The 21,948-nt window shown below is 70.3% G+C and carries 17 protein-coding genes and 2 pseudogenes; 11 read left to right on the top strand and 8 right to left on the bottom strand.

What is annotated here, in order from left to right:
* Positions 1–3 precede the first annotated feature (3 nt).
* Positions 4–396 carry a pyridoxamine 5'-phosphate oxidase family protein gene (locus ATK36_RS09820; RefSeq protein ID WP_098510975.1) on the bottom strand — a complete coding sequence of 131 codons (393 nt, stop codon included), beginning with the start codon at positions 394–396 and terminating at the stop codon, positions 4–6.
* A gap of 243 nt (positions 397–639) precedes the next feature.
* Between ATK36_RS09820 and ATK36_RS09815 the strand changes: the two are divergent.
* Positions 640–1,770: pseudogene (locus ATK36_RS09815) on the top strand (aminotransferase class V-fold PLP-dependent enzyme); the annotation flags it as partial.
* A gap of 128 nt (positions 1,771–1,898) precedes the next feature.
* Here the strand turns inward: ATK36_RS09815 and ATK36_RS32130 are convergent.
* Entirely contained in the window at positions 1,899–2,060 is a 162-nt protein-coding gene (locus ATK36_RS32130) for a hypothetical protein (RefSeq protein ID WP_170069678.1), read from the bottom strand.
* Between ATK36_RS32130 and ATK36_RS09805 the strand changes: the two are divergent.
* Positions 2,010–2,900 (top strand): annotated as a pseudogene (locus ATK36_RS09805) (CapA family protein); the annotation flags it as partial. The gene ATK36_RS32130 and the pseudogene ATK36_RS09805 overlap by 51 nt on opposite strands.
* On the opposite strand, the gene ATK36_RS09800 reads toward ATK36_RS09805, so the two are convergent.
* The 3 genes from ATK36_RS09800 to ATK36_RS09790 all read right to left on the bottom strand — a co-directional run bounded on the left by ATK36_RS09800 (position 2,897) and on the right by ATK36_RS09790 (position 6,902).
* Entirely contained in the window at positions 2,897–3,913 is a 1,017-nt protein-coding gene (locus tag ATK36_RS09800) for a family 2 encapsulin nanocompartment cargo protein polyprenyl transferase (protein ID WP_098510973.1), read from the bottom strand. The pseudogene ATK36_RS09805 and the gene ATK36_RS09800 overlap by 4 nt on opposite strands.
* Before the next feature lie 25 nt (positions 3,914–3,938).
* Positions 3,939–5,318 (bottom strand): family 2B encapsulin nanocompartment shell protein, encoded by a 1,380-nt coding sequence (locus tag ATK36_RS09795; protein ID WP_098510972.1) that lies wholly within the window; start codon positions 5,316–5,318, stop codon positions 3,939–3,941.
* Positions 5,319–5,471: 153 nt separating this feature from the next.
* A complete protein-coding gene (locus tag ATK36_RS09790; protein WP_170069677.1) occupies positions 5,472–6,902 on the bottom strand; it encodes a family 2B encapsulin nanocompartment shell protein in 1,431 nt (476 codons plus the stop codon).
* Between the two features lie 503 nt (positions 6,903–7,405).
* On the opposite strand from ATK36_RS09790, the gene ATK36_RS09785 reads away from it, so the two are divergent.
* The 3 genes from ATK36_RS09785 (at position 7,406) to ATK36_RS09770 (ending at position 11,247) form a co-directional block, all read left to right on the top strand.
* The gene (locus ATK36_RS09785) at positions 7,406–8,167 is read left to right on the top strand and encodes a bestrophin-like domain (RefSeq protein WP_098510971.1); all 762 of its coding nucleotides are present in this window, start codon (positions 7,406–7,408) and stop codon (positions 8,165–8,167) included.
* Between the two features lie 24 nt (positions 8,168–8,191).
* On the top strand, positions 8,192–9,613 hold the full coding sequence (locus tag ATK36_RS31380) for a DUF6923 family protein (RefSeq protein WP_245914559.1): 1,422 nt from the start codon (positions 8,192–8,194) through the stop codon (positions 9,611–9,613).
* 89 nt (positions 9,614–9,702) lie between these two features.
* Positions 9,703–11,247, top strand: a complete 1,545-nt coding sequence (locus ATK36_RS09770) for an esterase-like activity of phytase family protein (RefSeq protein WP_098510969.1) — start codon at positions 9,703–9,705, stop codon at positions 11,245–11,247.
* A gap of 7 nt (positions 11,248–11,254) precedes the next feature.
* On the opposite strand, the gene ATK36_RS09765 is transcribed toward ATK36_RS09770, so the two are convergent.
* Positions 11,255–12,259, bottom strand: a complete 1,005-nt coding sequence (locus tag ATK36_RS09765) for an autoinducer 2 ABC transporter substrate-binding protein (RefSeq protein ID WP_098510968.1) — start codon at positions 12,257–12,259, stop codon at positions 11,255–11,257.
* A 173-nt stretch (positions 12,260–12,432) separates the two neighbouring features.
* On the opposite strand from ATK36_RS09765, the gene ATK36_RS09760 reads away from it, so the two are divergent.
* From ATK36_RS09760 to ATK36_RS32125, 4 genes are all read left to right on the top strand, one after another.
* Complete coding sequence (locus tag ATK36_RS09760; protein ID WP_098510967.1) at positions 12,433–12,846, top strand: DUF6153 family protein; 414 nt, start codon at positions 12,433–12,435, stop codon at positions 12,844–12,846.
* Positions 12,847–12,905: 59 nt separating this feature from the next.
* The gene (locus ATK36_RS09755; protein WP_098510966.1) at positions 12,906–13,430 is read left to right on the top strand and encodes a DUF305 domain-containing protein; all 525 of its coding nucleotides are present in this window, start codon (positions 12,906–12,908) and stop codon (positions 13,428–13,430) included.
* A gap of 31 nt (positions 13,431–13,461) precedes the next feature.
* Positions 13,462–13,911, top strand: coding sequence for a DUF4396 domain-containing protein (locus tag ATK36_RS09750; RefSeq protein ID WP_098510965.1), 450 nt, complete (start codon positions 13,462–13,464; stop codon positions 13,909–13,911).
* 110 nt (positions 13,912–14,021) lie between these two features.
* Entirely contained in the window at positions 14,022–14,162 is a 141-nt protein-coding gene (locus ATK36_RS32125) for a hypothetical protein (RefSeq protein WP_170069676.1), read from the top strand.
* A 761-nt stretch (positions 14,163–14,923) separates the two neighbouring features.
* Here ATK36_RS32125 and ATK36_RS09740 read toward each other — a convergent pair.
* Positions 14,924–16,078 (bottom strand): hypothetical protein, encoded by a 1,155-nt coding sequence (locus ATK36_RS09740; RefSeq protein WP_245914558.1) that lies wholly within the window; start codon positions 16,076–16,078, stop codon positions 14,924–14,926.
* A gap of 708 nt (positions 16,079–16,786) precedes the next feature.
* Here ATK36_RS09740 and ATK36_RS09735 point away from each other — a divergent pair.
* Both ATK36_RS09735 and ATK36_RS09730 read left to right on the top strand, forming a co-directional pair.
* Positions 16,787–18,766, top strand: a complete 1,980-nt coding sequence (locus ATK36_RS09735; RefSeq protein ID WP_098510963.1) for a S53 family peptidase — start codon at positions 16,787–16,789, stop codon at positions 18,764–18,766.
* Positions 18,767–19,060: 294 nt separating this feature from the next.
* On the top strand, positions 19,061–20,446 hold the full coding sequence (locus tag ATK36_RS09730) for a purine-cytosine permease family protein (RefSeq protein ID WP_098510962.1): 1,386 nt from the start codon (positions 19,061–19,063) through the stop codon (positions 20,444–20,446).
* 2 nt (positions 20,447–20,448) lie between these two features.
* Here the strand turns inward: ATK36_RS09730 and ATK36_RS09725 are convergent, their stop codons facing one another.
* Positions 20,449–21,897, bottom strand: coding sequence for an MFS transporter (locus ATK36_RS09725; protein WP_245914556.1), 1,449 nt, complete (start codon positions 21,895–21,897; stop codon positions 20,449–20,451).
* Positions 21,898–21,948: the final 51 nt, after the last annotated feature.

The raw sequence follows: 21,948 nt of genomic DNA, 5'->3' as shown, positions 1-21,948 counted from the left end.
CGGCTACGCGTTCCCCAGGATGCGTGTCACGGTGAGTTCCAGCACCACCCGGTGCGGATTCGGCCTGGGTTCCCGGTAACGGCGGGCGTAGCGCTCCTCCGCGTCGCGGACCGCGTCCGCGCTCTCGCGCAAGCGAATCCGGCCCTCCAAAGTGGACCAAGTGCGGCCCTCGAACTGGCATACGGCCGCGGCCAGCCCGGCGTCGCCCGCGGCGCGGGCCAGTCGTGCCTTGTACGAGGTGCCGGAGGCGATCACGCGGGCCACGCCCTGGTCGAAGTCCACCGTGACGCCCACCGTGACCACGTGCGGGGTTCCGTTCGGGCGCACGGTGGTCAGCGAGCAGAGCCGGCGTTCGGTCCAGAACTGGCGGAAGGAGTCGCCGCGGTCGAGGTGCATGGGGGAACGCTAGCCGAGGCACCGGTCTCGGCTGAGGGCGTACCGGCAAGGCAAGCTTCAACAGTCAGTTGATCTGTTCAACTGCTGGTTGTAGCGTTCCGTGCGCCACGACGCTCTTGCTGCTCTGGGAGGTTTTCGCATGTCGCCGCTTGGTCCCCGTGCCTGGCTGGGCGTCCTGCTCGGCAGGCTGCAGGCGGGGCCGCCGGGCGCACCCGCGCACGAGCGCCCCCGGCGGTTCCTTCCGTGACCCGGATTTCACCCCGCTACCTGCTCCAGTTCGGCCAGTCCACCGGATACCTGGACTTCGCCCGGTTCGGCCCGCCTTCGCACGCGGTGCTGGACACCACGGCAAGCCTGCTGGCCTCCGCGACGAAGGCCGGTCCGTCCACTGTGGATGAACTGATGCGGCAGGAGATCCGGGCCAAGGCGGCGGTCGCGCGGCTGTCCGGCAGCGACACCGACCACACCGTGCTGATCCCGCACACCAGCCTCGGGCTGTTCCAGGCGGCGTTCAACAGCCACGGCGAGGTGCTGGTCTCCGCGGCGGAGTTTCCGGCCAACACCTATCCGTGGGCTCGCGCGGAGCAGGCCGGCCGGATCCGCGTACGACGGCTGGCGGGCGGTCACGTGACGCCGGATCGGGTAGCGGCCGCGCTCACGCCGGAGACCACCGTGGTCTCGGTGAGCGCGGTGGATTTCCGCACCGGCTACCGCGCGGATCTGGGCGCGCTGCGCGAGGTCGTCGGCGACCGGCTGCTGATCGTGGACGGCATCCAGGGCTTCGGCGTGATCGAAGCGCCCTGGGCGGTCGCGGACGTGCTCGTGGCCGGTGGCCAGAAGTGGCTGCGTGCGGGCTGGGGCACGGGTTTCGCGGTGCTGTCCGACCGCGCGCTGGAGCGGATGGACCCGATCCTGTCCGGCTGGACCGGCGCGCGGGATCCGGGCCTGTTCGACGACGAGATCCACCCGGCCGATCCGACCGCGGCGAGCTGGTCGATCTCCCACCTCAGCCCGATCACCTCCGGTGCGTTCGCCGCGGCGCTCGAACTGGCCGAGGAGGCCGGGGTGACCGCGATCGCGGGCCGGATCGCCGAACGCGTCGGCGAGCTGGCGCAGACGCTGCGCTCGTGCGGTGCGGAGATCGTGTCGGCGACCGGGCGCCGGGCCGGGATTCTCGCCTTCACCCTGCCCGAATTCCCCGCCGAACAGGTGGGCGCGGCGCTGACCTCGGCCGGGATCACGGCGACCGTCCGCCGCGAGCACGTCCGGCTGTCCCCGCACGCGTCGACCCCGGCCGAGGCCGCCGACCACCTGCGTTCGGCGCTGGAAACGCTTACCCGGCCCCGGAAACCGCGCCCGGCGCCTGCTGCCACGTCCAGGGTGTCGGCAAAGTCGGTGTGAGGGGCCCTGCGCAGACCGCGGAGGTCTGTGAAGGTCTGTGAAGGGGCCCTTCACGGACTCAGAGTCTGTGAAGGGCCCCTTCACAGCCCGGGCCGCGGCCGTCAGGACAAGAAGGTCTCGACGGCGTCCGCGGCGGGGCCGACCCCGCCGTGTGCCTGGATCTCCTTGCTCAGCTGGGTTGATCGCCCGGTGATCGCGGGGTCGCCGGTCACCTCGCCGGGGTCAAACCGCTGGTCTCCAGCGCCGATCTGGCGATCTGCCACCTGGAGACACCGCTGGCGCCCGAAGGCGGTCCCTACCACGGCTATCCGTCCTTCAGCGCGCCGCCCGAGATCGTGGATGCGTTGCGGGACACCGGATACGACACCTGTTCCACCGCGTCCAACCACACCCTCGACCAGGGCGCCTCCGGAGTCACCCGCACTCTCGACAAGCTCGACGCGGCCGGGATGAACCATACCGGTTCCGCGCGGTCGGCAAAGGAAGCGGACACACCGCTGATCCTCGACGTGCACGGGGTGAAGGTCGCGCAGCTGTCCTACGCTTTCGGGTTCAACGGCATCGAGCGGCCGTCCGGAAAACCGTGGCTGGCCAACGAAATCGATGCGGACGAGATCCTCGCCGCGGCGCACGCGGCCAAACAGGCCGGTGCCGAGGTGGTCGTCGCGAGCCTGCACTGGGGCGTGGAATACCGGCACGAGGTGACCGGCGAACAGCAGCGGCTGGCGGACCGGCTGCTCGCCTCACCGGATCTGGACCTGATCGTCGGCCATCACGCGCACGTGGTGCAGCCGTTCGCCAAGGTGGCCGGGAAATGGGTCGCCTTCGGGCTCGGCAACGAGGTCGCCCGGCACGACGAACCCCGCGGCGCCACCGAGGAGGGCGTGGCCGCACGGTTCCACTTCACCCGCGCGAACGGGCGCTGGACGGTGGACCGGGCGGAGTACCTGCCGACGCTGATCGACCTCGGCCCGCCGATCCGGGTGCGGGATCTCACCAGCGCGCCTCCGACGCCGCGGGGGCAGGAAGCCGTGTCGGACACCGAACACGTCGTCCTGTCCCGCGGCGCCGGCGAGGCGGGGCTGACCCGCCCCGGCGGCTAGTGATCCCGGCGGGTGATCAGCTGCGCCACCGCGGTGAGTTCCGTGCTCGCCCGCGGGGCCTGACCCGCGGTGTCGAGCGCGGCCAGCGCGTCGGCGAGCAGGCCGTCCGCCTGTGCCTGGCTCCATCGCCTGCCGCCCGCACTGTCCACAAGGGACGCGGCATGCGCGAGCCTGTTGTCTGGCAAGGGTTCCCGGTACAGCGCGGCCAGTTCACGGCCGGCCGCGGTGCCCGAGGTGAGCGCCGCGACCACCGGCAGCGACTTCTTGCGGCTGCGCAGATCCGAGTACACCGGCTTCCCGGTCACCGCCGGATCGCCCCAGATGCCCAGCAGATCGTCCACGTGCTGGAAGGCCAGCCCGAGACAGCGGCCGAACCGGCTGAAGCCGCTCACCTGCTCCGGACACCCGCCGGTGACCAGCACCCCGAGCGCGCAGGACACGCTCAGCAGCGCGGCCGTCTTGCCCTGGGCCATCCGCACGCACTCCTCGGTGCCCACCTCGGCCCGCTGCTCGAACGAGACGTCCTCGTGCTGGCCGTGCAGCAGATCCAGCACCGCCGTGCTGAGCAGCCGCGCGGCCTCCGGACCGTCCGGGGAGAGCACGTCGAAAGCCAGCGAGAGCAGCGCGTCCCCGGCGAGCACGGCCGGTCCGGTGCCGAACACCGTCCACGCCGTGGGGCGGTGCCGCCGGGTCTCGTCCCGGTCCATCACGTCGTCGTGCAGCAGCGAGAAGTTGTGCACCAGCTCGACCGCCACGGCGGCGGCGACCGCGTCCGCCGGGTCCCCGCCCGCCGCTTCCGCGCAGAGCAGGGCCAGCGCCGGACGCAGCGCCTTGCCCGCAGGCCCCGGCACCGGCCCGCCGCCGGCGTCCCACCAGCCGAAGTGGTAGCCCGCGATCCGCCGCATCGAGCCGGGCAGCCGGTCGATCCCCGCCCGCATCGCCGGTTCCCAGCTGTTCCGGCTCCAGTCCAGCACCTGGGCGACCGTGCGGGCGGGGGCATCGGCCGTCGTCATCGGTTCTCTCCTCTGGCCACCGGGATCAGCGCCCGATCTCCACGTCGTCGAGCACGCCCAGCGCGTCCGGCACCAGCACCGCCGCGCTGTGGTAGGCGCTGACCAGGTAGGACGTCACCCCACGGTCGCTCACGCCCATGTACCGCACGTTCAGGCCCGGCTGGTACTCGTCCGGCAGGTCGCGGGGACGCAGCCCGATCACGCCGTGGTCGTCCTCACCGGTGCGCATCCCGAGGATCGAGGTGGTGCCCTGCGGCGAGACCGGGATCTTGTCGCAGGGCAGCATCGGCACCCCGCGCCAGGTCACCACCCGCTTGCCCGACAGCGTGCCGGTGGCCGGGTACAGCCCGCGCGCCGTGCATTCCCGGCCGAACGCCGCGATCGCCTTGGGGTGGGCGAGGAAGAACCGGGTCTTGCGGCGGCGGGTGAGCAGCTCGTCCAGATCGTCCGGGGTGGGCGGGCCGCCGCGGGTGGGGAACCGGTGCGCCGGATCGGCACTGGGCAGCAGGCCGAATTCGGTGCTGTTGACCAGTTCGTGCTCCTGGCGCTCCCGCAGCGCCTCGACGGTGAGCCGCAGCTGCTGCTCCAGCTGGTTCATCGGCCCGTTGTAGAGGTCGGTCACCCGGTTGTGCGTGCGCAGCACGGTCTGCGCCACCGCGAGGTCGTACTCCCGCGGCGCCGGGTCGTAGTCCACGAAGGTGCCGGGCAGCAGCGGCTCACCGTCGTGCCCGGCGGTCAGGTCGATGCTCGCCTCGCCCGCTTTGTTGTGTGGGCGGGACGGCTCGGCGAGCAGCGCATTGACGTGCTCGCGCAGGCTTTGGATGCGGCCGTTCAGCACCGCGTACGTCGTGGCGGGCAGGACCAGCACCACGCACCGGGTGGTGGCGCGGGCGGTGTGCTTCCAGGTCTGCTCGCTGCTGCCGAGCAGCTCGTCGCCGAAGTGGTCGCCGCCGGAGAGGAGGTCGAGGTTCGCCTCTTCCCCGTACTCGCCGGGGGTGCTCCGGCGCACCTTGCCGGACGCGATCAGCACCACGGTGTCCAACGGCGTGCCCGCCTCGGCGATGGTGTCCCCGGCCGCGTACTCCCGCTGTTCGAACGCTCCGGCCAGCGTGGACAACGCGTCCGCGTCGGCGAATCCGCGCAGCAGCGGCAGCTCGGCCAGCTCCGCGGGGATCACCTGTACCCGGGCCCCGGTGCTGTAGAAGGTGATCCGGCCGTCGCCGACGGTGTAGGTGAGCCGCCGGTTGACCCGGTACGAACCGGCGGACACCTCCACCCACGGCAGCTGCGAGAGCAGCCACCGCGGGGTGATCGACCGCATCTGCGGCAGCGTTTTCGTGGTGGTGGTCAGCGTGCGCGCGGCCCGGGTGGACAGCGCCAAGGCCGGCTCCTGCAGAGCGGTCATGCGGTTCCTCGTTTCTCGGCACCGGTGGGCCGCGGCGGAATGCGCGCGGCGGTGGTGCCCAGCCCGGTCGGGCCGGACACCGAAGGGGACAGAACCGGGGGCTTCGGCGGTGCCGCCTCCGGCGGGCGCGGGGGAGTGGCCGGTCCGGGCATGTCAGTCCACGCGGCCGATCTCGGCGTTCTCCAGCACCGCCAGCGCGTCCGGCACCAGCACCGCGGCCGAGTAGTACGCGCTCACCAGGTAGGACATGATCGCCTGCTCGCTGATCCCCATGAACCGCACGTTCAGGCCCGGCTGGTACTCGTCGGGCAGCCCGGTCTGGTGCAGCCCGACCACGCCCTGGTCCTGTTCCCCGGTCCGCATCAGCAGGACCGAGCTGGTCCGGGTCCCGGTGATCGGGATCTTGTTGCACGGCAGGATCGGCACGCCCCGCCAGGCCGGCACCTGGTGCCCGCCGAGGTCCACCGAGTCCGGGTACACGCCGCGGTGGTTGCACTCGCGGCCGAACGCGGCGATCGTCTTCGGGTGTGCCAGGAAGAACCCGGGGTCCTTCCACACCAGCGAAAGCAGCTCGTCGAAGTCGTCCGGGCCGGGCGCGCCGGCGCGGGTGGACACCCGCTGCGCGAAGTCGGCGTTGTGCAGCAGGCCGAAGTCGGTGTTGTTGACCAGCTCGTGCTCCTGGCGCTCGCGCAGCGCCTCGATGGTGAGCCGCAGCTGCTGCTCGATCTGGTTCATCGGCTGGTTGTAGAGGTCCGCGACCCGGCTGTGCACGCGCAGCACGGTCTGCGCCACGCTCAGCTCGTACTCGCGCGGTGAGGCGTCGTAGTCCACGAACGTGCCCGGCAGCTGCGGTTCGCCGTCGTGGCCGGAGGCGACGTCGATGGCCGCTTCACCGTGGTCGTTGGAGTCGAGTTCGCCGTTGGCGACGTGGCTCTCCAGGTGCGCGCGCAACGTCTCGGACCGGTCCAGCACACCCTGGAGCTCGCTGCGCGGCAGGGCGAGCACGGTGCACGCGGTGATCGCCCGCGCGGTGTACTCCCAGATGCCGTCCGCGCTGGTCAGCACGCCCTCGCCGAAGTAGTCGCCGTCGGCGAGGGTGCCGAGCACGGTGTGGTCCCCGTAGGCACCGGGGCCGGCCTTGCTGATCTTGCCGTGCGCGATCAGGTAGACCTGGTCGGCCTGGTGCCCGAACTCGACCAGCGCGTCGCCCGGCTGGTACTCGTGCTGCACGAACCGGCCGGCCAGCTCGCCCAGCACCTCCTCGTCCTCGTACCCGCGCAGCGGGGCCAGCTCGCCCAGCTCCGGCGGGATCACCCGGACCTGATCGCCGGTGGTGACGAAGGTGACCCGGCCGTCGCCGACGGAGTAGCTGAGCCGGCGGTTGACCCGGTACGCACCGCCGGAGACTTCGACCCAGGGCAGCGCCCGCAGCAGCCAGCGCGAGGAGATCCCCTGCATCTGCGGAACGGACTTGGTCGTGGTCGCGATGGTGCGGGCCGCGGCCCGGCCGAGACTCAGCTGCGGTTGTTCGGCATTCTGGGCATTTCCGGAACCAGCGGTGTCTACGGGGTCCGTGACGGTCACAGGGAAAACCACCTAACGTCGAATTGTCCGGCGCGCGGACCTGAATTTGCTGTCGATAAATTGATAGGTCGAGGTTCGCGGAATGCGATACGGCAGCGGCGCCGCGAATCAACATAGCAAGACGGCCGGGCCCGACAATCACACGATCGGGTGCCGGGGCCGGATGCCGGCCCGCCGGGGCCTGATTACCGGACATCCGCCGCGCCCGCCGATGGCCGGGCCGCCCGTCCGGGTCACCGTGTGTCGGCGGGCGTAACCCGCCCCGGTTCTCCGGTGGCTGGAAAACGAGCGATTTTCGCTAGAGGGTAACGGTTTCAGTAGGTTCCGGCGGGTCGCACTGCTCCAAACCGGCGAACCGCGGCGGGGCCCGCGCGGCCACCCGGCTGAATCGTCGCTCCGCCTGTTGTCCGGTCGGCAATCGGCTGGCTAGCGTCACGTCCGCCGCGGCCGTGGAACACGGGCTCGCGGATCGATTTCTCCCCTGGTTCATCGAAAGGACACGGATGAACGTCTACCTGACCGGTGTGTTCTGGGTGATCGGCGCGGCCGTGGTGGCCGCGGTGATCGGTTACCTGGTTCGGCGCTTCGGCTGGGACGAAGGACGGCGCGACAACAATGACGCGGCCGGTCAGGTGTTCACCATTGTCGGCGGGCTGTACGCGGTACTGGTCGCCTTCGTGCTGATCTCGCTGTTCGACGGGGTGTCGAGCGCGCGGGAAGACTCCTACACCGAGGCGGACAGCCTCGTCGCGGCCACCTGGGCCGCCGAGGCGCTGCCGGGCGACACCGGCGAGCAGGTGCGCGCGCTCGCCACCGCGTACGTGAACACCGTGGCACAGCAGGAATGGCCGCAGCTGGCCGCCGACAGTCCGATCCCGGCCACCGGCTGGTCCCAGCTCGACCAGATGCGCCGCGTGGTCGCCGCCGCGTCCGCCTCCGACGACTGGGAGACCGACCGCAAGAACGAGGCGACCGACCAGCTCTGGCAGACCTACCAGTCCCGGCAGGACCGGCTCAACGGTGCCGAGGAACAGGGCGTGGGCGCGGTGATGTGGTTCGCGCTGATCCTCGGCGGCATCATCTTCATGTTGCTGCCCAACCTGTTCGGCGGCACGCGGATGGCCGCGCACCTGGTGATCGTGTCCACCCTGGCCGGCACCATCGCGTTGCTGCTGTACGCGATCCTGCAGCTGCAGAACCCGTTCTCCGGCGGATCGAGCGTGCACCCGGACGCGTTCACCGCCGCGGTCACCCGGCTCGGCTGAGCCGTGCGCCGGTACCTCAGCGTGGTGGCCGTCTCGGCCGCCGTCTCGGGGCTGCTCGTGGCCACCGGGCTGCTCGGCCCGCCCGGGCGCAGCGCTGCCGCGGCGCCCGCGAGCTGCCCGGTGCTGCAGGTGGAGAGCACGGACGGGCACTCCTCTTCGATCGTGCGGCTGACCCTGCCCTCGGGCGCCCGGCAGCCGCTGGGCACCAGCCGCCACGAACTCAACGCGATCGCTTATCACGCCCGGCAGGAGGTGACCTACGGGGTGGCCGAAGGCCCGTTCCGGGACGGCTCGCACGCGGTGCTGGTCGACGACGAAGGGCGGGTGCGCGACCTCGGCCCGGTGGGCCGCGACGGGCACCACGGCACCTGGAGCTGGGTCACCGGTGCGGTCGCCGGGGCGATGTCCGGGAACTCGTGGTACGTGCTGAGGGAGACCAGTCTGTACACAGTGGACGTCGACCCGGGCAGCCCCGGCTACCTCACGGCCGCTCCGCCCCGGCTGCTGCACCCGTGGCTGCTGGCGTCCGGAGTGGACGATCTGGCGTACAACCCGTCCGACGGATTGCTGTACGGCGTCTCGGTTCCCTACCCGGGTCTCGCGACGGTGGTCACCGTGAATCCGGCGACCGGGCAGGTACGCCCGGTGCCCGGCGCGCGGTTCCCGGCGGCCTCGGCGTACGGCTCGGTGGTGTTCGGGCCGGACAACGAGCTGTACGCGACCGCGAACCGGATCGGCCACCGCAGCGTGACCTACCGGCTGCCGCCCGGCGGGCAGCCGGTGGAGGTCAGCACCGGACCGGCGCTGATGAGTTCGGACGGGGCGGGCTGCCTCACGCCGTCCGCGCCGCCTACCCCGACTCCGACGCCCACACCAACTCCCAGGCCCACACCTACTCCCACGCCCACACCTACTCCGGCCCCCACGCCGACGCCCACACCTACCCCGACGCCCGCACCTACGCCCGCACCTACGCCTACCCCGGCACCTACGCCGACGCCGCCGAGCACACCTACCCTGTCCCCCACGCCGACCCCGACACCCACTCCGCCACATACGCTCGTCCCGCCGACGACACCGATCCCTTCCACCCCAGCGACCCCACCCGCCTCCCCGGCCCCGGCACCGCCGCCAAGCCCGCCGGAAGAGGGGGAAGCGCCGGAAGCCCCGGCCGTTCCGCCTGTGCTGGCCGCCCCGCCACCGTTACAACCCCTGCCGTCGCCGGTACCCCCGTCGCCGGCACCGGAGCCACCGTCGGCGTCGCTTGCCGTTTCACCGCCGCACCAGCCGCCTTCGGGCAAGGCGAAGCCGATCCCCAAGAAGGTGCAGAACAAGGCTTTGGCCAAGCGCAAGCGGATCCAGAAACAGCGCCGCTGGGGGCTGGCCGTGATCCTGCTCGTGGTCGGTTCCGGGGCGGTGGCCGCGCGGATACGCCGTGCTCGTTAACGCGGGTGTCGTCTTGAAGACGGCCGTTGTCCAACTCGGGCATCAAGACTTCCTCCGGCGCCGGACGGTGCCGGAGGAGGAGTAAACGGATGAAGCGCGTGAGAATCGGCGTGGCCGCCGGGATCCTGGTGCTGCCCTTGGCGGCCGGCGGGACGGCCGAGGCGCACGGCGGAGGGCCTTCCGGGCCGCACACCCACGATGCCGCCTACCGGGTGCGGTCCGGGCAGGTGCTGCAGGGCGACCTGCTGCGTACGCACGGTGCCGGCGCAGTGGTCCGGCACACTGCGGCCGCGCACGGCACGGTGACTGTCGGCGCCGACGGCTCGTTCCACTACACCCCGGCCGCCGGGTTCACCGGGCGGGATTCGTTCACGTACACGGTGTCCGACGCGGTCAGCCTCTACCCGACCGCGCTGCCGCCGCTGGCGACGATTGGCGGTGTGCCGATCGCCGGCGGCGCCTACGGTTCCGCGGTCACCTCGGTGCCGGGTTCCCGCGACGAGGTCTACGGCCTCACCGACCGTGGCCCGAACGTGGACGCGCCGGACGGCGGCAAGGTCGAACCGATCCCGTCGTTCGACCCGGCCATCGGCAAATTCCGGCTCGTCAACGGCAAAGCGGTGCTGGAGAAGCGGATCCCGCTGCGCGCCGCGGACGGCTCGCCCTACAACGGGCAGGTCAACACCGTCGCGAGCACCGGGGAGAAGATCGTCGACCTCGACGGCAAGCCGCTGCCCGCCTCGCCGAACGGCTACGACCCGGAAGGGCTGGTCGCGCTGCAGGACGGAACGTTCTGGGTTTCCGACGAGTACGGCCCGTTCATCACGCACTTCCGCGCGGACGGCCGGGCGATCGAGCGGCTCTCGCCCTACGACGGTTCGCTGCCCGCGGAGCTGAAGAACCGCGTGCCGAACAAGGGAATGGAAGGGCTGACCATCACCCCGGACGGCCGTACGCTGGTCGGCATCATGCAGTCGGCCCTGCAGCAGCCGGATCTCACGAAGAAGCCCGGCAACGTGACCACGCTCCGGATCGTCACCGTGGACCTGAAAACCCGTGCCACGCACGAGTATCTGTACCTGCTCGACAACCCGGCCGACACCGGTACCGCGGTCAGTGAGATCACGGCGCTGTCGCCGACGCGGTTCCTGGTGGACGAGCGTGACGGCAAGGTCCAGCCGGGTGCGTACAAGAAGCTGTACGAGATCGACCTGCGCGGCGCGACCGACGTGAAGGGGATGTCCGTCGACGGTGGGAAGAGCATTGAGGCGTACGTGGGTAAGGACACCACGGACGAAGCAATGAAGGACCTCGCAAAGGTGGGCGTGAAGCCGTCTGCGAAGAAGCTGTCCCTCGACCTCGGCGCACTGGTGACCGAGCTGGATCCGAGCGGCGGCTTCTTCGGCCATGACAAGGTGGAGGGTGTCGCCACCACCGACGGCGGACGTACGCTGGTGATCAGCAACGACAACGACTTCGGCATCGACGGCGTGGCCAACGCGGCGGCTCCGTACACGCTGCACGCCAAGACCCTGCCGAACGGCAAACAGGACGACGGCGAGTACCTGCGGGTCGACACGACGAAGCTGCCCGCGCGCACCAAGACGGCGACAGTGACCGTCGACGTGCGCTGAAGCCGGGTCAGTACTTGTACTGGTCCACGTTGTCCTGAGTGATCAGCAGGGGATCGCCGAGCAGGATCGTGTGATCGCGCGCGTCGTACTTCACGCCGGGCAGCTCCGGGCTCACGTCGTTGCTGGGCCGTAGCTCTGTTCCGTCGGTGAGCCGCTTCGCGGTCCAGGCGGTGAGGTAGCCGAGCGACTCGACGTTCCACAGCACCGTCTTGGAACACGAACCGTCGAGCAGGTACGGCTTCATCATCTGCGGCGTACCCGTGCTGACGGTGTACACGCGGCCGATCTTCTGCTGATCACGTACGGCCTGTGCAACGGCCGGAGCGGACGTGGTGCACTGGCCGATCATTCCGGTCAGGTGTGGATGCCGGTCGAGGATCTGCTTCGCCAGCTTCGTAGCGGTAGTGACGTCCTCGCCGGCGTACACAGTCTCGACCAGGCGAGCCTTCGGATAGCGTTGTGCGGCGTACGCGGTCTCGTGGTCGATCCAGTTGTTGAGGTTCGCCGCGCTCGGCCCACACGAGACGATGGCGAACTCGCCTGCCTCGCCGGTCTTGGCCATCAGCGCGTCGACCATGGCGGTGCCGATGCCCTGGGGCGTCGCCTGGTTGACGAACACCTCGCGCTTGGACGTGGGCGCGTCGGTGTCGGTGGTGAGGACGTGGATGCCCTCCGCGCGGGCGTCCGCGATGACCGGGGCGAGCGAGGCCGGGTCATTGGGCGCGACGGCGATGGCATCGACATGCTCGTTGATCAGGTCCCGCAGGATCGCGATCTGCGCGGCCGGGGCCACCGTGGCGGGCGCGCGGGTGGACCACTCCAGGTCGTACTCGCGGGCGGCCTGCATGCCGCCTGCGTTCATCGCGTCGAAGTAGGCGATTCCGCCGACTTTCGGCACGAACACCACCCGGGTCCTGCCCGAGGCCGGATCTCCCGAACAGCCGCCGAGAGCCACCATTACGCCCAGCAGGGCGGCCGCGCCGCACACGAGCGTTTTCGTCCGCCCTCGCATTCCCACCGTTCCTCGGGTCCCTGTTTCCGGCAGCTGAAGGTAAGGGCCGCCGCTCACGGTGGTCAACCGGGTGTGCGCAAAGGGTTACGAAAGCGAGTTCAATCACCCGGCCGGGGCAGCTCTGGTGGGCGCCTGTCATGTACCCATACGGGGTATCGCGCTACAGTCAGCCGGTGGGCACCCCGTCGCGCCAGTCACCGCTGATCCGGCGGCTGGCGTTCGTGGTGCTGGTGCTCGGAGTGCTGGCCATGCACCACCTCCCGGCGCCGCACGGGGCTGCGGGCGGGGCCGGCCATGCGGACGTCACGATGACCGGGCACGTGATGTCGTCCGGCCACGAGTCGTCCGGTCACGAGATGTCATACGGGGTCGGCGCTGATCCCGTCGGCGTGTATTCGATGCTGCACCTGTGCGTGGCTGTGCTGCTCGGGGCGGCCGGCCTGCTGCTGGCCCTGTTCCTCGTGCGCCGAGGCGGGGAAGCGGCGGCGCAGCCGTCGGGAACGGGCCGCGGGCGATCGGGTGCTCGCGCCCCGCCGTGGCGAGCCGGTCGGGAAGTGCTCGCCGCCCACTGCGTACTGCGGATCTGATCGGAACGGGGAATCCGTCCATTTCCGAATCATTCGCACTACTCAGTGAAGGAAATTCGATGAATCGCACAATCTTCGCGGGCTTTGTGCTTCCCGCATTCGCCGCCGTGCTCGTCTCGTGTTCGAGCGGTGCGCAGGAAAGCCACAACGCCGCCGACGTCACGTTCGCCCAGGGCATGATCCCGCATCACCGGCAGGCGGTGGAAATGTCCTCGGGCGTTCCGCGGCACACCGGGAATCCGAAGGTCCGCGAGCTGGCGCAGCGGATCGAGCAGGCCCAGCAGCCGGAAATCGACCAGCTCGCCCAGTGGCTCCGGGACTGGGGCGCGGAACCGATGGACCACGGTTCCATGGGGCAGGGTGCCATGCCCGGAATGGTCGACACCGGCGGTCTCGATCGGCTGAAGGACGCCGCCTACGACCGTGAGTGGCTCCGCCTGATGATCGAGCACCACACCGGCGCGGTCGAGATGGCCCGGACCGAGCTGGCGCAGGGCCAGGACGCCGGGGCGAAGGCGATGGCACGGCGGATCGCCGACGCCCAGGAGGCGGAAATCACCACGATGCGCGGCCTGCAGGGCTGATCTATATACCCCGAGGGGGTATGGTGAGCCGATGAACGAAACTCGCCACGGCGCATCCTGGGCCACCGCTGTCCAAGCGACGCTGCACTGCCTCACCGGCTGTGCGATCGGCGAAGTGCTGGGCATGGTCCTCGGCACCGCGTTCGGGCTGCACAACGCGGCCACGGTGGTGCTCTCGATCGCGCTCGCGTTCGTCTTCGGTTACGCGCTCACCATGCGCGGGGTGCTCAAGACCGGCCTCGGTGTCTCGGCCGCCTTCAAGGTCGCGCTCGCCGCGGACACGGTGTCCATCGCGGTGATGGAGGTCGTCGACAACACCGTCGTCGTGGCCATCCCGGGGGCGATGGACGCGGGGCTCGCCAGCGGGCTGTTCTGGCTCTCGCTGGCGATCTCCCTAGCCGTCGCCTTCGTGCTCACGGTGCCGGTGAACAGGTGGATGATCGGCCGCGGCCTGGGCCACGCCGTTGTGCACCACCACTGACCGCGGGTGCCCCTTCCGGCTTGGCCGGAAGGGGCGCTCCGGCTTGGCCCGCTTACCTGTCCGCACCAGCGCCGACTGGGACAACCCCCGAGGTGAAGGCAAGGTTTGTGATGCGGGGAATGCTCGGGGCCGAACGGTCGCTGGTGGCCACAGCGACCGCCGCCGCGCCCCGCCAGGGGCACGGGCTGGGTCTCCATCGGAGGCTGCAGATTCTGCGCCCGGTCGTGGACTACCTGCTGAAGCCGCGCTGAAGTCTGTGAAGGGCCCCTTCACGGAATCAGAGTCCAGGGTGTCAGCAAAGTCGGTGTGAGGGGCCCTGCGCAGACCGCGGAGGTTCGTGAAGGTCCGTGAAGGGGCCCTTCACGGACTCTGAGTCTGTGAAGGGCCCCTCACACCGACTTCGGGACAGGTCTGGCGCACAGTGCGAGGTGGTCGCGTGTCTCGAACACCTCCGGTTCGCCTGCTGCCGGGCGTGATCGACGAAGAGGGCAGGTGTCGTCGATGATGACGCGGCAGCCAGGGCACTCTCTGCTGATCACGGGGCCTCGACCCAACTTTGCCGGGACCCTGGACGCTGAGACCGTGAAGGGACCCTTCACAGCCGGAGGCCGCAGCGAGGTGCGCTCAGCCCTTGTTCTCGTAAACGGCTGTGAGGGTCGCGCGGGCCAGCGTGTGGGCGAACATGGTGAAGTCGAGCACCGCCGGCGTCGTGTCTTCGTGCGCAAGCAGGAGCGCCGACGGCCTGCCGCTTGCTGGAGCGCCGGGGGTCTGCTGCGCGCTGGGGTGCTGCTGATCGCTTGCTGAGCGTGGAGGGCTTGCCGCGCGCTGGAGCACTGCTGACCCGAGGGTCTGCCGCTCGCTGGGGTGCTGCTGACCGCTTGCTGGAGTGTCGAGGGCTTGCCGCGCGCTGGAGCACTGCTGACCCGAGGGTCTGCCGCTCGCTGGGGTGCTGCTGACCGCTTGCTGGAGTGCCGAGGGCTTGCCGCACGCAGGAGCACTGCTGACCGGTTGCTCACCCGCCCGTCTGGTCCCGGGCAAGCCCGTCACATGATGGCACCACGCCGGTGATGCGGACATATGCCTCGGCCAGATAATGCCCGGGGCCGATCCGATCCCAGACCGCGCTGGTGCCGTACGTGCCGGAGACGGACTGACCGGAGACGGAGCACTCGATCGGTATTTGCGCGTAGTTCGCCGCGTAGCCGATCGCCGCCGCGGACGTGGCGGGGTTCGGGCGGAGGTTCAGCGGGGCGCCCGTGGTACTCACGATTCCGGTCGCGGTCGCGGCGCCGGTCCACAGGTAGGTTATGTCGACATAGCTGTTGCCGGTGAGCCCGAGCCCGTCCCAGAAGGTGCCGTCGGCCAGGTCGACCCCGGCCGGGTTGCGCACCGTGCGGCCGCGGGAGTCCTTGCCGCCGTTGAATCCGTCGTTGTAGGCCGCCTGCGCCTCCGGCACGCCTTGGGGCAGCTCCGGGAACTGCGCGCGGGAGCCCGCCGGGTTCCAGTAGTCGTCGTGCGTGTTCCATGGTCCGACCTCCCACACCGGCGCGTACTCGCAGCGAGTGCCGTCGGTCAGGCAGACCCGGGCGGTGTAGTTCCCGGTTCCCTTGGGCGACACCGACTTCGTCGAAGGGAACGAGACGAAGTGGTCACGCTCGACGATCTTGTGCCCGTTCGACGTGGTGCCGCCGACGAGCCCCTCTCTGGTCGCGAAGATCCGGTAACCCAGCGCGGCCGCGCCGGGCGGGGACTCCACCCGAGCGACCCGATCGGCGGACAGCGTGACCGCGCGGACCGCAGCCGGGCCGGACACCGAGATCCGGGCCTGCACCACCTGTACCGCTTGTGGGAACAGCTCTCCGGCCGGCAGCCATTCCGTCCAGCCTTCGCCGATCCGCCCGCGCACGTCCACCTCGACCCCGGCGGGCCGGTCCGCGTCGACCCGGGCGCGCACCCGGTCCGCGGGGGAGGAGAGCCGATGTTCGGTGCTCACCTGCACCCCCGGTCTTTCCCCCGCCTCGCCGTCCGCTCTCAGTGCGCCTGCATAGGAAACGCCGAAATCGTCACCGTCCACCGTGGACAAATCGACCGGCCAGCTGTCCCCGGCGGAGTGCGGCACCACGGCCGTCATGCCCAGCAGAATCGCCAGTATTCCGTGTCGGATCACGGAGTGATCGTCGCCCCGGAACCGGCCGGAATCCCGGATTCGCCCCCCGCACGTCCGGCGGACCCCCCTCGGTTCGCCACGTCGCCGTTGCGGCGACCGGCCCGGTTCTCGTCGGCATATCCCCCGCTGTCGTCGTCACCGGAATGAGTGAACGCGGTGATCGTTCGGGTGGGGTGAGGGGGTCGTCTGGGCAGGGTATCGGCAAAGTCGGTGTGAGGGGCCATGCGCAGACGGCGGAGGTCTGTGAAGGTCCGTGGAGGTCTGTGAAGGGGCCCTTCACAGACTCTGAGTCTGTGAAGGGCCCCTTCACAGACCCGAGACAGGGCTGGCGCACACCACGAGGTGGTCGCGTATCTCGAACACCTCCGCATCGCCCGCTGCCGGGCGCAATCGACGAAGAGGGCAGGCGCCGTCGATGATGACGCGGCCGCCACGGCTCTCTGCTGATCACGGGTCCTCGACCAACATTGCCTTGCCCCCGGGTGGTCTGGGCCATCCGACTGAAGTTGGAATCCGTATTTATCGCCGAGATCCCCACAATTCCCCCAGGAAATTTCGGATGAATAGGATTCCCGGTGCGGAAATCACGCCGGGACAGATAACGGTTCCGCACCGGAGGAGGAGACGTGGTCCGTGGGGCCGGGTGCCGACCTAGTCTCGGGCGGGCGACCGGGGGAGCCCGGCCGCACTTCACGAGGGGAGTTGGCCGTGCGAAGAAGTCTCATCGTGTTCCTGTCGCTCGCGGTGGCGGGTGCCCTGACCGCGACGCCCGCGATGGCCTCGGCCCAGGGCCGGGCGGACATTCCGCAATCGCACCCGCAGTGGGCCGATCCGGCGGCCAAGGTCGCCGACACCCCACCGTCGTCCACTGTGGACTTCCGGGTCTACCTGAATCTGCGCGACCAGTCCGGCGCGGAATCCGCGGCGCAGGCCGTGTCCGATCCGCACAGTCCGGCTTTCCGCCGGTATCTCAGCCCGGACCAGGTGCGCGACAGGTTCGCCGCGTCGGACCAGACGGTCTCCGCGGTGCGGAATTGGCTCTCCAGCGCCGGATTCCACCTCGGTGTGGTGCCGGACAACCGGGCTTACGTGACCGCATCGGGCTCCGCCGACCAGGTGCAGCGCGCGTTCGCGGTCAAGCTCGGCAAGTATTCGGTGAAGGGGCAGACGCTTCGGGCCGCGGACAAGAACCTGTCCGTGCCCGCCTCGCTGTCCGGCGCGGTGCTCGGCGTGATCGGCGTGGACCAGGCCACCAGGCTGTTCAAGCCCGATCACACCGACGGCTTGACCAATCCCGACGCGGCGGTCACCCAGCAAGCGGCTGGCCCGTCCACCGCGCCGCCGTCGAAGGGGTTCCGCAACTCCGGCCCGTGCAGCGCGTACTACGGCGAGAAGACCGACACCACGGACCCGGCCTACCAAGGCAAGCAGCTGCCCTACGCGCCGTGCGGATACATGCCCGCGCAGCTGCGCTCGGCCTATGGTCTGGACCAGGCGGCGAGGCTCGGCGCGGACGGCAAGGGCACCACGATCGCGATCGTCGACGCGTTCGCCTCGCCGACCATCTACGCCGACGCGTCCGAGTACGCCCGGCGCAACGACCCGGCGCACCCGCTGACCAAGGCGCAGTTCAAGCAGCACATCTTCCCGCCGACTCCGGGCCAGGAAGCGCCGGACCAGTGCGACGCCTCCGGCTGGTACGGCGAGGAGACGCTGGACGTCGAGGCCGCGCACGGGCTCGCGCCCGGAGCGCACATCCTCTACGTCGGCGGCGCGGACTGCCAGGACCTGTCCCTGGACACCGCGCTGAACTACGTGGTCGCCGGGCACAAGGCGGACATCATCTCGAACTCCTACGGTGACACCGGCGAGGACATCCCGGCGGACGAGGTGAAGGCGTTCAACCAGATCTCACTGCAGGCCGTGCTCGAAGGCATCGGCGTGTACTTCTCCTCCGGCGACAACGGCGATGAGGTCGCCCGGCTGGGCTCGCCCTCGCCCGACTTCTCCGCCTCCGCGCCGTGGGTGACCGCGGTCGGCGGCACCTCGCTCGCGGTCGGCAAGGACGGCCGGCGGCTGTTCGAAACCGGCTGGGAGACCGGCAAGTCCACGCTCACCAAGGGCGTCTACACCCCGGGCTTCCCCGGCGCCTTCAACGGTGGCGCGGGCGGTGGCACCAGCAAGCTGTTCGGCCAGCCCTTCTACCAGAAGGGCATCGTGCCGGACGCACTGTCCACAAAGAACCAGACCGGTGGCGCGAAGGGCCGCGTGGTCCCGGACATCTCCGCGATCGCCGACCCGAACACGGGGTTCCTGGTGGGCCAGACCCAGACCTTCCCGGACGGCGCGTACTACGACCAGTACCGGATCGGCGGCACCAGCCTCGCGTCGCCGGTGTTCGCCGGGGTGATGGCGGTGGCCGACAGCCTCGACCACGTCCACCACGGGTTCATCAACCCGGTGCTCTACCAGCTGACCTCACGCACGTCGGCGATCAACGACGTGCAGCACGTGGACGGCGCGGTGCAGCGGGTGGACTTCGTCAACGGGGTGGACGCCTCCGCGGGCCTGCTCACGTCGGCGCGGGTGCTGGACTACCCGAACCTGACGATCCACACGACGAACGGCTATGACGACGTGACCGGCCTCGGCTCGCCGAGCGGTCTCCCGTTCCTGCTGCTCGTCTGAACTCCGGCCCCTTTCCTGGTTCCTGTCTGGGAAGGGGCCGGTTGCTGTCCGGGCGCACTCGCGCACGCCGCCATCCCGGCCGTTGAACCGCCCGAAAGGGACGCCGGACGTCCGGTGTGGACACGGCGAACCTCCTGAGCCGCAAGGGTACGTGCGGTCTCCACCCGGCTGGCGTGGCACGGGCTGGGACTCGTCTCGGGGCCGGTCGGCGGAGTCGGGAAGGCCACACGGGCCTGGCGCAGCGCCCACCCGCGGACGACACTCGCCGGACAGCCGGGAGTAAGGGGCAATGCGATGAGCGGGATCGACGCGGACGTCTTCGGGGGACGGATGCCGTCGGGAACCGGGGATCTCGCGATCGAGGCGCGGGGGATCGCGCCGGTGCCGGAGGCGAACCGGTTCGGCAGGCCGTGGCGGCTCGCCGGGGTGTGGTTCGCGCCGAACCTCACCATGACCGCGGTGTTCACCGGGACGCTCGGGGGCAGCCTCGGGCTCGGTTTCACCACCGGGTTCGTCGTCGCGGTGATCGGCACCCTGCTTGGCTCGCTGCCGGTCGCCTGGCTGTCCACCTGGGGGCCGCACACCGGTACCGGGCAGCTGCCGCTCGCGCGGTTGCCGTTCGGCCGGGGTGTGGTGCTGCCCGGGCTGGTGCAGTGGCTCGGCTCGATCGCGTGGGACGCGCTGGTCGGGTTGTTCGGCGGGGAGGCGCTGGCCGAACTCACCGGGCTGCCGTTCTGGGCCGCGATGGTGATCGTGCTGGTGCTGCAGTGCCTGCTCGGGGTGTTCGGCTACGCCGTGATCCACCGGGTCCAGGCGGTGATGAGCGTGGTGCTCGTGGCCGCTTTCGTCGCGCTGGCCGTGAAAGTGGTGCTGGATCACCCGATCACGTTCACCGATTCCGCGACGGGCGGCGACCTCGCGGGCGGGGTCGTGCTGTTCTCGACGATCACGCTCAGCCTGGCGATCTCCTGGGCACCCTACGCGGCCGACTTCAGCCGTTACCTGCCTTCGTCGACCCGGCCCGCCGGGGTCTTCTGGTTCACGCTGCTCGGCCTCGTCGCTTCGTACCTGCTCGGCGAGGGCATCGGGCTCGCGCTCGGCGCCGCGTTGGGCGACCAGACCGCCGCCGGGGTGGCCGGGCTGGCCGGCGGCGGGCTGCCGGGTGATCTGGCGCTGCTGGTGATCGCGCTGGCCACGGTGTCGTCCAATGCGATGAACGACTACAGCGGCTCTCTCGCTCTGCAGACGGTCGGGGTGCGGCTGCGCCGTCCGGTGTCCGCGGTGGTGGTGACGGTGCTGGCGTTCGCCCTGATCCTCTGGATGCACAGCGGCGATCTGTCCGCGAAGTTCGAGAACGTGCTGCTGTTCGTGAGCTACTGGATCCCGCCGTTCCTGGGCGTGGTGGTACCGGACTGGCGGCGGCGCACCCGGGGTGGCCGCCGCGTCGAGGTGCCGGCCGAGCTGAACCGTCCGGTCCGCGGCTGGGCCGCGCTGGTCGCGTTCGGCGCCGGGTTCACCGCCGCGGTGCCGTTCATGCACACGACTGTCTACACAGGACCGGTGGCTGCCGCCCTGCATGGCGCGGATCTGGCTTATTACGCGGGTTTCGTGGTTTCGTTCGCGGTCTATGTCGTGTTGCGTGGCCGTCGTGCTGCTGATTCCCACGACGGCCACGCGTAGGGCTACTTCTTCGGACCGCGAGCCAGGATGTAGGCGAACAGCACGGCCATGATGGCCACTCCTGCCCACATCGCGGTTTGCCAGCCGCTGATGAAGGACTCCTGCGCTGCGTGCACCAGACTCGGCTCGTGGGACGCTTGAAGAGCGTTGGAAATTCCTTCGCGAGCGGCGTCGGCGACGTTCGCGGGCACGCCCGAGAGCTTGGTGTCGATAGCGCTGCGGTAGCCGGCGGAAAGCAACGCGCCCAGCAGCGCGACGCCCAGCGCCGTACCGAGTTCGCGGGTCACGTCGTTGAGCGCGGACGCCACACCTTGGCGGTCCCGCGGCAGCGCGCCGGTGATCGCCTCGGTGGCCGGAGTCATCGACAACCCCATGCCCAGCCCCATCGCGAGCATGCCTGGCAGGAGAGCCGGGTAACCGCCGTCCACGGAGACGAACGCGGCGATGAGGGCGAGCCCGGTGCCGGCGAGCGCAATGCCGGTCGCCATGGTCGCGCGCGCACCGATGCGTTCGGCCAGGCGCGGGGCCAATCCGGAGCTGGCCATCATCAGCAACGCCATCGGCATCAACGCCACTGTGGACAGTAGTCCCGTCCAGCCGAGTACGGCCTGGAGGAACGGGTACAGCACCACGAAAATCCCCGCCTGTACCCCGAAGACCGCGAGCAGCCCCAAGGAACCGCTGGTCAGCCCCCGTTCGCGGAACAGCCGGACGTCCAGCAGCGGTGCCCGCCGGCGGAGCTCCCAGCGCACGAACCAGCCCGCGGCCGCCAGTCCCACGCCCAGGCTGATCAGCGGCACCAGCGCGCCCCACCCCTGTTCCGGCGCTTCCTGGAGGTAGAAGACCAGCCCCGCGACGGCGACTATCGACGCCAGCGAGCCCACCACGTCGAAGGAATGCCGGGCTTCCTCCCGGGAGTCCGGCACCGAACGCTGCGCCAGAACGAGCGCGACGACCACGAGCAGCACCGGCAGGACGAACAGGTACCGCCAGCTTGCTACGTCGACCAGCGCCGCGGACAGGAACATGCCGAGAATCCCGCCACCTCCCGCGACCCCGGTCCAGACCCCGATCGCCCGCCCGCGTTCCTCGGCGGGGAAGGTCGAAGTGATCACCGCGAGCGTGACGGGCATGATCATCGCCGCTCCGGCCCCGCCGAGCACTCGCGCGGCCAGCATCACACCGGCCGACGGCGCGAGCCCGGCCGCCACGTTCGCGAGCCCGAAGAGCGTCAACCCGATGGCCAGCACGCGTTTGCGCCCCCACCGGTCGCCGACCGCGCCCAGCGGCAGCAGGAGCGCGGCCAGGGTGAGGGTGTAGCTGTTGATGATCCAGAGCACGGTGCGCTGGGATGCTCCGAACGCCACCGCGAGATCCGGCTGCGCGACGTTCAATCCCGAGACCGACGCGATGACGGCCATCAACGCGATGCAGACCGCGATCAGGATCATTCTCCGCTGGCGGGCGTCGGGAATCGATGCGCCGGTACTTCCCGGGGTAGC

The sequence above is a fragment of the Amycolatopsis sulphurea genome, from assembly GCF_002564045.1.
GTDB classification, from domain to species: Bacteria; Actinomycetota; Actinomycetes; order Mycobacteriales; family Pseudonocardiaceae; genus Amycolatopsis; species Amycolatopsis sulphurea.
This window is presented reverse-complemented; position numbering and strand designations above follow the sequence as displayed.